The sequence below is a fragment of the Agromyces sp. NPDC055520 genome (assembly GCF_053619715.1).
In genome coordinates, this window is sequence record NZ_JBSHJY010000069.1 from 1 (window position 1) to 10144 (window position 10144).

10 protein-coding genes are annotated in these 10144 nt (G+C 71.0%); 9 read left to right on the plus strand and 1 reads right to left on the minus strand.

Translation table 11 applies throughout. The features are described 5' to 3' along the window. The 3 genes from ACWGST_RS16440 to ACWGST_RS16450 all read left to right on the plus strand — a co-directional run. Nucleotides 1-334 (plus strand): DUF4442 domain-containing protein (locus ACWGST_RS16440; RefSeq protein ID WP_452047742.1); only part of this gene is annotated, 334 nt, incomplete at its 5' end. Between the two features lie 52 nt (nucleotides 335-386). Beyond that, nucleotides 387-620 carry a FitA-like ribbon-helix-helix domain-containing protein gene (locus ACWGST_RS16445; protein WP_452047743.1) on the plus strand — a complete coding sequence of 78 codons (234 nt, stop codon included), beginning with the start codon at nucleotides 387-389 and terminating at the stop codon, nucleotides 618-620. Further along, nucleotides 604-1029, plus strand: a complete 426-nt coding sequence (locus ACWGST_RS16450; protein WP_452047744.1) for a type II toxin-antitoxin system VapC family toxin — start codon at nucleotides 604-606, stop codon at nucleotides 1027-1029. Before ACWGST_RS16445 ends, ACWGST_RS16450 begins: the two co-directional genes overlap by 17 nt. A 78-nt stretch (nucleotides 1030-1107) precedes the next feature. Here the strand turns inward: ACWGST_RS16450 and ACWGST_RS16455 are convergent, their stop codons facing one another. Further along, the gene (locus tag ACWGST_RS16455; RefSeq protein WP_452047745.1) at nucleotides 1108-1677 is read right to left on the minus strand and encodes a dihydrofolate reductase family protein; all 570 of its coding nucleotides are present in this window, start codon (nucleotides 1675-1677) and stop codon (nucleotides 1108-1110) included. Nucleotides 1678-1832: 155 nt separating this feature from the next. On the opposite strand from ACWGST_RS16455, the gene ACWGST_RS16460 reads away from it, so the two are divergent. From ACWGST_RS16460 to ACWGST_RS16485, 6 genes are all read left to right on the plus strand, one after another. Beyond that, nucleotides 1833-3230, plus strand: a complete 1398-nt coding sequence (locus tag ACWGST_RS16460) for an FAD-dependent oxidoreductase (protein WP_452047746.1) — start codon at nucleotides 1833-1835, stop codon at nucleotides 3228-3230. A gap of 4 nt (nucleotides 3231-3234) precedes the next feature. Continuing rightward, complete coding sequence (locus tag ACWGST_RS16465) at nucleotides 3235-4845, plus strand: LuxR C-terminal-related transcriptional regulator (protein ID WP_452047747.1); 1611 nt, start codon at nucleotides 3235-3237, stop codon at nucleotides 4843-4845. 100 nt (nucleotides 4846-4945) lie between these two features. Continuing rightward, entirely contained in the window at nucleotides 4946-6040 is a 1095-nt protein-coding gene (locus ACWGST_RS16470; RefSeq protein WP_452047748.1) for a flavin-containing monooxygenase, read from the plus strand. Nucleotides 6041-6108: 68 nt separating this feature from the next. Further along, nucleotides 6109-7167 carry an NAD-dependent epimerase/dehydratase family protein gene (locus tag ACWGST_RS16475; RefSeq protein WP_452047749.1) on the plus strand — a complete coding sequence of 353 codons (1059 nt, stop codon included), beginning with the start codon at nucleotides 6109-6111 and terminating at the stop codon, nucleotides 7165-7167. A gap of 27 nt (nucleotides 7168-7194) precedes the next feature. Continuing rightward, nucleotides 7195-7656, plus strand: coding sequence for a hypothetical protein (locus ACWGST_RS16480; protein ID WP_452047750.1), 462 nt, complete (start codon nucleotides 7195-7197; stop codon nucleotides 7654-7656). A gap of 120 nt (nucleotides 7657-7776) precedes the next feature. Then, entirely contained in the window at nucleotides 7777-10095 is a 2319-nt protein-coding gene (locus tag ACWGST_RS16485; protein ID WP_452047751.1) for an immune inhibitor A domain-containing protein, read from the plus strand. Nucleotides 10096-10144 lie beyond the last annotated feature (49 nt).

The following is a 10144-nucleotide window of genomic DNA, read 5'->3' on the forward strand; positions in this document are numbered from 1 at the left end:
GTTCCTGGAGGCGGGTCTGCCGCCCGGCGTGCTGAACGGGTCGACGACCGACAAGGGGTTCGCGACATCCGGGTGGGCGCGCGACTACATCGTGTGGGACACCCGCGGCGAGATCGAGTTCGTCAAGCCCGGCCGCGGCGTGCTGACCGCTCACTTCGCGGTGTCGCCCGAGAAGACGGCCGAGCTGCGCGAGCGCGCCCGCGGCGGCGCGAAAGTGCTCGAGTGGTTCGAGACCGAGATCACCGATCGCGACGGCGACGTCGTCGCCCGGGTGCGGCGCGAGGTCTACGTGCGCGAGAAGAAGCGCGTGACCACGCCCGGCTCAGCCCGATAGAGACTCGTAGGCCCTGCATGCATTCTGCAGGCATCGGCGCTACAATCGCAGCATGCCCGTCACGATCACGATCCGCGCCGTACCCGATGAGGTGCGCGACGCACTCGCCGCTCGGGCCGCCCTGTCGGGCCGCTCACTGCAGGAGTACCTGAGCGGTGAGCTCGCCGCCCTGGCCTCGCGCCCGAGCCTGGCCGAAGCCGTCTCGCGCGCCCGGCTTCGCGCCCGCACCTATCCGCAACTCGGCGAGGCTGATCTCGTCGCCGATCTCGATGCCGACCGCAAGTGAGCGACGCCGCGCGCCGCGGCCCGTCGTCGCCGACGCGTCGGCGATCGTCACCCTGCTGATCGATCCCGGAGCCCACGGCGATGCCGTCGCCGCGCGGCTCGCGCAGACGACGGTCTTCGCGCCAGCGCTCCTGCCGTTCGAGGTCGCCAACGTACTCCGACGACGACGCAACGCCGGCCTGTTGTCGCCGGCAGAAGCCGAACTCGCCCACTTCGAGCTCCTCGAGCTGCCGATCGAGTTCTGGCCGTGGGAGTCGGTGTCCCGACGTGGCTGGCAGCTCGGCATGAATCTCTCGAGCTACGACGCCGCCTACGTCGCCCTCGCTGAGGAGCTCGGCGCCGCGCTCGTCACCCGCGACGCGCGAATCGCACGGGCGCCCGGCATCCGCTGCCGGGTCGACGTGATCTGACGCCGCGGCTTCCGCTGCCCTCGCTTCCAGCACCGCGAGACACGCGCCGTCATGGGCGACGGATGCCGCGGCATCCGCTCATCGAACGACGCCGTAGACCTGCTTGACGATGCCGTTCGAGTAGGCCTCGCACTCGACGAGTGCGAGGCGCGTGTGCGGGTCGCCGCCGCCGAAGAGGCGTTTGCCGTCGCCGAGCAGCACGGGGAAGACGAGCAGGTGGTAGCGGTCGACGAGGCCCGCCTCGGCGAGGCCCTTGGCCAGGGTCGCGCTGCCGTGCACGATGATCGGGGCGCCGTCGCCCTGCTTGAGTTTCGCGACCTCGTCGAGCGAGCGCAGCACGTGGCAGTTGTGCCACTCGGGCACGAGCGTCTCGTCGGTCAGCGTCGACGAGACGACGTACTTCGGCATCTCGTTGTACTCGGCGAAGTCGTCGACCATCGTGGGCCAGATCGGCGCGAACTCGTCGTAGCTGACCCGGCCGATGAGCATCGCTCCGGCCTCGAGCTGCTCGCGACCCTTCAGCTCGTAGGCCTCCTCGACGAAGGGGACGTCCTTGAACGTCCAGCCCGCTCGCGGGTGGTCGCCGCCACCCGGCGAGTCGATGACGCCGTCGAGGCTGATGAACTCGGTGACGATGAGGGTGCGCATGATCCGGTTCCTTTCCGAGTCGGTGGTTCCGCTCTCATTCTGACGTCGAACGGCGATGCGCAGGATCGACATCGGGACCGAATTCGATCACGGCCCACGGCCGCGCCTTGTGGCTGCGCCCCGCCCCGACGGATACTTGCCGGGGAGAGGTGGCCGTGGAGACGCTCGACATCGAGGTGCTGGTCATCGGCTGGGGCAAGGGCGGCAAGACGCTCGCGGGCGCACTCGGCCGACAGGGCCGCACGGTGGCGGTCGTCGAGCGATCGAGCGAGATGTACGGCGGCAGCTGCATCAACATCGCGTGCGTTCCGACGAAGGCGCTCGTGCACAGCGCCGCGCAGCGACGCAATGACGACGACCCGCAGGAGTGGTTCACGGCGGCGGTCGCCACGAGGGACACCCTCATCGGCAAGCTCCGCGCACGCAACCACGAGATGCTCGCGGGCGTCGAGGCGGTCACCCTGATCGACGGGCACGCGCGATTCACCGGCCCGCACGAGGTCGAGGTCGGCGCGGGCGACGATCGCCTGCTCGTGCGCGCCGAGACGATCGTGATCAACACCGGCACGGAACCCGCGCGACCGGCGATTCCCGGCCTCGAGTCGAGCTCGCGGGTCTTCGACTCCACGACGATCCAGCATGTCGACCCGCTGCCCGAACGCCTGCTCGTCATCGGCGGCGGCTACGTCGGCCTCGAGTTCGCGGGCATGTTCTCGCGCTTCGGCTCGCGGGTGACACTCGTCGACCGCAACGGGCGGTTCATGCCGCACGAGGATCGGGATGTGGCCGACGCCGTGCAGGAGCTGCTCGCGGAATCCGGCGTCGAGATCGTGCTCGGCGCCCGCGTCGAGCACGTCGGCGACGCCGGCGACGCTGCGGTCGTGCGCATCGCGACCGGCGATCAGATTCAGGATGCCTCGTTCGACGCCGTGCTCGTCGCGACCGGGCGCCGGCCCGTGACCGACGACCTGGGGCTCGACACGGCGGGCGTCGCGGTCGACGACCGGGGGTTCGTGGTCGTCGACGAACGACTTCGCACCTCGGCGCCGGGTGTCTTCGCCGTCGGCGACGTGAACGGCGGGCCGCAGTTCACGTACATCTCCCTCGACGACCACCGCATCCTCCTGTCGCAGCTGGGCGGCATGGCCGGCAGTACGACGACACGCACGACCGCCGATCGCATCGCGGTGCCGAGCACGATCTTCCTCACCCCGCCGCTCGCCCGCGTCGGGATCAACGAGACCGCGGCACGCACGAGCGGGCGAGCACTGCTCGTCGGCGCGAAGCGCATCGCCGATATCGCCGCGATGCCACGACCGAAGATCGTCGGCGAGACCCACGGCCTGATCAAGCTGATCGTGGACGCCGAGAGCGACCTCGTCGTCGGCGCGACCGTGTTCTCGGTCGACGCGCAGGAGGTGATCAACCTCGTCGCGCTCGCGATGCGGGCCGGGGTGACCGCCACCGAACTGCGCGACGGCATCTGGACCCACCCGTCGAGCACCGAGGCGCTGAACGAAGTGCTCGCGAGCCTGCGACCCGTCGGTGACTGACGCCATGCCTCCCGGCGCAGTGCGGGTCGTCGACTGGGTCGCACGCTTCGACGAGCTCACGGCCCGGCGCGCGGCGCTCGGCGCGAGCGACCTCGATGCGCTCGGCCTCGCGGCCTGGTTCCTCGGGCGCGAGGACGAGTGCGAACGCGCCTGGGATGCCGCGCACCTCGCCTACCTCGACGAGGGCGAGACGGATGCCGCGATCCGCTGCGTGTTCTGGCTGGGGTTCACGCTCGCCGACCGCGGTGAGACCGTGCGGGCCGGCGCCTGGGCTTCACGATTGTTCGAGCTGTGCGACGCCGCCTCACCGACGCCCGGCAGCGCGGCGATGGCGGCGCTCAGTCGCGCGGCGGGAGCATTCGCGAGCGGGCAGCTCGAGGCATCCGTCGACCTCGGCGAGCGTGCGGTCGCCCTCGCACGCGACGCCCGCGACGCCGACCTCGAGGTGCTCGCGACCATGGGGCTCGGGCGGTCGCTCGTACACGCCGGTCGCATCGGCGAGGGCTTCGAGTGCATGGATCGCGTGATGCTGGCCATCTCGTCGGGCCGGGTGAGCGACCGCGCCGCGGGCCCCGCGTACTGCGCCGTCATCGCGAGCTGCCTCGACCGGTGGGATGTCGACCGCGCCCGAGTATGGACGCGCGAGCTGGGCGACTGGTGCGACGCGCAGCGCGGTCTGGAGCCGTTCCGCGGCGAGTGCTCGGTGCATCGCGCCGGCGTGCTGCGCCTCGTCGGCGAGTGGCCCGAGGCCGTGCTCACCCTCGAGGCCGTCTGCGAGGGCGAGCGCCGCGCCGAGACCCTCGAGAACGCCTACTACGGAATCGGCGAACTCTGCCGGCTCGCCGGGCGTCGCGACGATGCGGAAGCCGCGTATCGAACGGCCGCAGAGCTCGGGCGCGAGGTGCAGCCGGGCCTCGGGTTGCTGCGGCGGGACGCCGGACGCATGCCGGCCGCCCGCGCCGGCGTCGCGCGAGCGCTCGAGGCTGCGCCGACGCCGGGCACCCGCGCCGAGCTGCTCGCCGCGCAGGTCGAGCTCGAGATCGAGCACGGCGACCCGCACCTCGCCGCACGGGCCGCGGCGGCGCTGCGCGCCATGGCCGACTCCCTCGGCACCGTCTTCCTCGAGGCGCAGGCCGACCGGGCCGAGGCGCGCCTGCTGATCGGCACGGATGCCGCGGAGCGGGCGCTCCCCCTGCTTCGCCGGTCGTGGGCGGTCTGGCGCCGACTCGAAGCACCGTACGAGGCCGCCGTCACCCGCGCGCTCATGGGCCGCGCGAACCGGGCTCTCGGCGATGAAGAGGCGGCGCAGCTCGAGTTCGACGCCGCGCGCACCGTGTTCACCGGGCTCGGCGCGGTCGCCGACCTCGACCGACTCGAGCGGCTGGCTGCCGGCAGCGGGGGTGCCGCGGCATCCGCCGGGCTGACCCGGCGCGAGCTCGAAGTGCTGCGTCTCGTCGCGAGCGGTCGATCGAACCGCCAGATCGCGACCGAGCTGTTCCTCAGCGAACGCACGGTCGCGCGGCATGTCAGCAACATCCTCGGCAAGCTCGGGCTCGGCAGCCGCTCGGCTGCGACGGCGTTCGCGTTCGAGCACGGGCTGAACGCGGCGAGCTGAACACCCCGACCTGAACACCCCGGCCTGCGCACGCAATTGGTCATTTCTGCCGACGCGGCCACCACGCGGCATCCGTAGTTTCGGGTGAAAAGGAGGCCGTATGTCCACCACCACCATCGACACCGCGGTGATCGGCGCAGGTGCCGCCGGGCTCATCGTCGGCAAGCGCCTCGCCGACCGCGGAGCCCGCTTCGAGCTGTTCGACGAGCACGCACGCGTCGGCGACTCGTGGCGCGAGCGCTACCGTTCGCTGCGACTGTTCACGCCGCGCCCGTTCATCGTCCTGCCCGGCCTGCGCATCGACGAGCGCCGTTTCGCCTTCCCGACCGGCGCGCAGCTGGGTGACCATCTCGAGCGCTACGCGCGGCACTTCGCGCTGCCCGTGCGCACCTCGACGCGGGTCGTCTCATTGACCCTCGACGACGGGCGCTTCCGCCTCGACCTCGGGGGCGGCGACGAGGTGCTCGCCGAGCGGGTCGTCGTGACGACCGGTTCGCACCGCACTCCCGTCGTGCCGCCGTTCGCCGGGGAGCTCGATCCGTCGATCCGGCAGCTGCACTCGCTCGACTACCGCGGGCCCGAGCAGTTCGCCGACGGACCGGTGCTCGTCGTCGGCGCAGCGAACTCGGGCACCGACATCGCCCTCGAGGCCGCCCGCAACGGCCATGCCGTCACCCTCGCCGGCCGGCATCCCGGGCATGTGCCGGTCGACATCGACACGCCGATCGGCAACCTGCTGAGCGGTGTCTTCATCCGGCGTCTGCAGCGCATGACGATCGACCGCCCGAAGGGCCGGGCGATGAAGCACGCGGCGCTCGGCCACGGCGTGATGCTCGTTCGCAACTCCCCGGCCGACCTCGACCGCGCCGGGGTCGTGCGCGTCGGCCGCATCGCCGGCGTCGATGACGGTCGCGCGGTCGCGGCCGACGGCACCGTCGTCGACGCGGCGACCGTCGTCTGGTGCACGGGCTCTCGCCCCGAGCTCGGCTGGATCGACATCGACGGGGTCGTCGGCGACGACGGGCTGCCGATCGAAGAGCGCGGCCTGGCGAGCGGATGCCCCGGCCTCGCGTTCGTCGGCATGCCGTTCCAGTACTCCGTGGTCTCGGGGACCCTCATGGGCATGGACCGCGACGCCGCGTTCGTCGTCGAGGCGCTCACCCGCGCACCGCTGGCGGCGCCCGCGGGCGTGTAGCCGGATACGGCCGCGATCACCATCACCATCACGATCACGGGGAGTAGAGTCCGACGCGGGAGGCTCACATGAGCGGCGAACTCGTCGTGGTGACCGGCGGCACGGGGTTCGTCGGAGCGCACTGCATCGTGCGGCTCCTCGAAGCAGGCCACCGGGTCCGCACGACCGTGCGCGACCACTCGCGTGCCGGGGAGGTGCGGGAGCTCGTGCGAGCCGGGCTCGCTGCGGCCGGCGCTGCGAGCACCGCCCCTGTCGACGACGTCGAGGTCGTGCCCGCCGATCTCATGCACGACGACGGCTGGCCCGAGGCCGTCGCAGGTGCCGATTTCGTGCTGCACGTCGCATCACCGTTTCCGGTGCGCCAGCCGAAAGACGAGAACGAGCTGATCGTGCCGGCCCGAGACGGCGCACTGAGAGTGCTTCGGGCCGCGCGCGCCGCCGGCGTGCGCCGGGTCGTGCAGACCTCGTCGTTCGCGGCGATCGGATACGGGCACGCCGTCGACCCCGGGCGGCCCTTCACTGAGGAGGACTGGACGAACCCCGACGGCCCGCACGTGACGCCCTACGTGAAGTCGAAGACGATCGCCGAGCGGGCGGCCTGGGACTTCGTCGAACACGGAGGCGGCGACCTCGAACTCGCGGTCGTGAATCCGGTCGCGATCTTCGGCCCCGCGCTCGGGCGCGACTTCTCGAGCTCGATCGAGATCCTGCTCGGCCTGCTGAACGGCCGAGTGCCCGCGGTTCCGCCCGGCACGACGACCGGCGTCGACGTGCGCGACGTCGCCGACCTCCACGTGCGGGCCATGACGCATCCGGATGCCGCGGGCGAGCGATTCCTCGCCGTGGCCGGCGATCCCATCACCTTCCACGACCTCGCCGTGGTCCTGCGCGAGCGCCTCGGCGCCGACGCGAAGCACGTGCCCACGCGCGTGCTTCCTCGATGGCTCGTGCGGGCCGGTGCGCTCGTCAACACCGAACTGCGTGCGGTCGCGCCGCAGCTGCGGCGCACGCAGGGCGCCTCGCATGAGAAGGCCGAGCGGATGCTCGGGTGGACTCCTCGCTCGACTGAAGACGCGATCGTGGCCTCGGCCGAGAGCCTCGTGCAACTCGGACTCGTCAGGCCGTGACGGCGAGTCGCCCCGTACGATCGCAACATGAACGACGCACGGCAGGGTGACCCCGAGAGCGAGGGCGACCGCGAGAGCGAGGGCGACCCCGAGGGCGCCGGCCGCGCCGACGGCCCGTGGTGGACCGGTGAGAACGAGGTCGGCGGCATCGGCTTCGCGCGATTCTTCGCCTACACCGGCCTGCTCATGGGAATCGCCTCGCTCGTGCTCGCGGTCGCCGCACCGCTCGAGGGCGACGCGCTGCGCACCGTGTGGATCACGGGCTTCGCGACCGTGTCGATGTGGATCGCGTTCATGGCGCTGCCCCGGTACCGCCGCGAGGGCATGCGGGTCTCGCCCGCCGTGCCCATCGCGATGGCGATCGGCGTGCTGACGATCGCGATCATGGTCTACGCCTTCATCGTCATCGCGCTCGCGTCGATCGGCGTCGATCTTCCCGCCCCGGCGTACTGGTTCGGCGGGGCGGGCCCGAGCGGCGTCTCGGTCTGACGGGGCACACGGTCGTGACCGAATCGTGTTCATGGCACCCATTCCGCTGCGCCGCCGCCGGTGTTATTTTTGGCGGCACCTGTGCTCGGCGATCCCGAGCCGACTGTGTAAGGAGTCAACGTGAAACGACGCAAACTCGGAGTGCTCGCCATCGTCGCGGCGAGCGCGACGATGGCGGCCGGTGCGGCGATGGTGCCGCCCGCCTTCGCCGCCCCAGCCGGCGACGCGCCCGATTCGAGCTCGGCCGCCCAACGCCTCGACAACCGCCCGGGCCCGCTGACCGAACGGCAGAACGAGCGGCGCAAGGTCGCGCAGCAGCTCATCCGCTCGGGTCAGGCCTCGCCCGACGAGAACGGTGTGGTGCAGCTGTCGGCCGACGGTGAGAAAGACAAGTACTTCGAGGCCGCCGTCACCGGCACCGGCCGCCTGTTCACGATCCTCTCGGAGTTCGGCGACCAGGGCAGCGGCAAGCTCGGCACCGTGCCGGGGCCGCTGCACAACCAGCTCCCCGAGCCCGATCGTGCCGTGAACAACAGCACGCACTGGGCCCCGGACTTCGACAACGCGTACTACGAAGACCTGTTCTTCGACCGCGCCGGCGACGGCGGCGACTCGTTCGCCGATTTCTACACGAAGCAGTCGTCGGGCAACTACACCGTCGCCGGCGAGGTGAGCGACTGGGTGAAGGTGCCCGGCAACGCCTCGACCTACGGCGACAACACCGTTGAAGACTTCGGCGGCGCCTGGCAGTTCATCGAGGACTCCGGCAACGCCTGGTACGACGCTCAGGTCGCAGCGGGCAAGACGCCCGACGAGATCAAGGCCGAGCTCGCCTCGTTCGATGTGTGGGACCGCTACGACGCCGACGCCGACGGCGACTTCGACGAGCCCGACGGCTACCTCGACCACTTCCAGGCCGTGCACGCCGGTGAGGGCGAAGACGCCGGCGGCGGCGCCCAGGGCGAAGACGCCATCTGGTCGCACCGCTGGTACGTCAACTCGACCGACTACGGCGTGACCGGGCCGACCGGCGCGAAGTTCGGCGGCGCGCAGATCGGCGACACCGGCTTCTGGATCGGCGACTACACGGTCGAGGCCGAGAACGGCGGCCTCGGCGTGTTCGCGCACGAGTACGCCCACGATCTCGGCCTGCCCGACTTCTACGACACGGCCGGCGGCGAGAACTCGACCGCGTTCTGGACCCTCATGTCGAGCGGCTCGTGGCTGAACAAGGGCGGCGACGACATCGGCACGACCCCGAACTACATGGGCCCGTGGGAGAAGCTGCAGCTCGGCTGGCTCGACTACTCCGTCGTCGACCCGGGCGCTGCAGATGCCTCGTACACCCTGAGCCCCGCCGCGTTGCAGACCGAGGGTCAAGACCAGGCCCTCGTCATCGACGTGCCCGACCAGGTGATCACGAGCACGTACACGACGCCCTCCTCGGGCGCATCCGCCTGGTGGACCTCGAGCGCCGACGACCTCAACACGACGCTGACCCGCTCGCTCGACCTGAGCGCGGTGAAGTCGGCGACGGTCACGGCGAAGGCCTGGTACGACATCGAGGCCGGCTACGACTACTTCTACGCGGAGTACTCGACCGACGGCGGCGACAACTGGCTGCCCGCCGGCAAGTCGCTCTCCGACACGTCGAACGGCAAGTGGACGACGCTGCGCTACTCGGTGCCCGGCGGCACCGCCGACACGCAGTTCCGCTTCCGCTACCAGTCCGACGGCGGCGTGCACCTCGCGGGCGCGTTCCTCGACGACATCGTGGTCAAGAGCGGCGGCACGACGCTGCTCAGCGACGACGTCGAGAGCGGCGACAACGGCTGGACGGCCGCGGGCGGCTTCAAGATCAGCACCGGCACCGAGAGCTCGAGCGGCGACCGGTACTACCTGGCCGAGAACCGCACCTACGTCGGCTACGACGCGACGCTCGAAGTGGGCCCGTACCAGTTCGACCGCGGCCTCACGCAGCCCGACCACGTCGAGCACTTCGCCTTCCAAGACGGCATGCTCGTGTGGGTGGTCGACGAGGCGTTCACCGACAACAACACGATCGAGCACCCGGGCCAGGGTCTGGCACTGCCGGTCGACGCACGACCGGCGCTCTTCACCTACTCCGACGGCTCGGCACCGAGCAACCGTCGCCAGCCGTTCGACGCGACCTTCGGCCTGCAGAACGCCGACGGCGTGACGCTCCACAAAGAGGTCGTGGTCGGCAAGGGCAAGAACAAGACCGTCGACTACGTGAGTGCGGTCGCACCCACCGGCGCCCAGACGGCGACGTTCGACGACAGCGCGGTCGACGCGTTCAACCACCCGTCGAACCCGCTCGGCGGTGTGCAGGTCGCCGGCCACGGCGTCACCGTCACCGTCACCGGTCAGGTCACCGGCGGCACGATGACCGTCGACGTGCACAACCCCGTCGAGTAGCCGCGACCGAGCCACTCGACACGAACGGGGGCGGATGCCACGCGGCATC

Coding starts and splice junctions, on each gene's coding strand:
- ACWGST_RS16445 (WP_452047743.1), top strand. CDS start 387: ATGCCCGTCACGATCACGATCCGCGCCGTACCCGATGAGGTGCGCGAC.
- ACWGST_RS16450 (WP_452047744.1), top strand. CDS start 604: ATGCCGACCGCAAGTGAGCGACGCCGCGCGCCGCGGCCCGTCGTCGCC.
- ACWGST_RS16455 (WP_452047745.1), bottom strand. CDS start 1,677: ATGCGCACCCTCATCGTCACCGAGTTCATCAGCCTCGACGGCGTCATC.
- ACWGST_RS16465 (WP_452047747.1), top strand. CDS start 3,235: ATGCCTCCCGGCGCAGTGCGGGTCGTCGACTGGGTCGCACGCTTCGAC.
- ACWGST_RS16470 (WP_452047748.1), top strand. CDS start 4,946: ATGTCCACCACCACCATCGACACCGCGGTGATCGGCGCAGGTGCCGCC.
- ACWGST_RS16475 (WP_452047749.1), top strand. CDS start 6,109: ATGAGCGGCGAACTCGTCGTGGTGACCGGCGGCACGGGGTTCGTCGGA.
- ACWGST_RS16480 (WP_452047750.1), top strand. CDS start 7,195: ATGAACGACGCACGGCAGGGTGACCCCGAGAGCGAGGGCGACCGCGAG.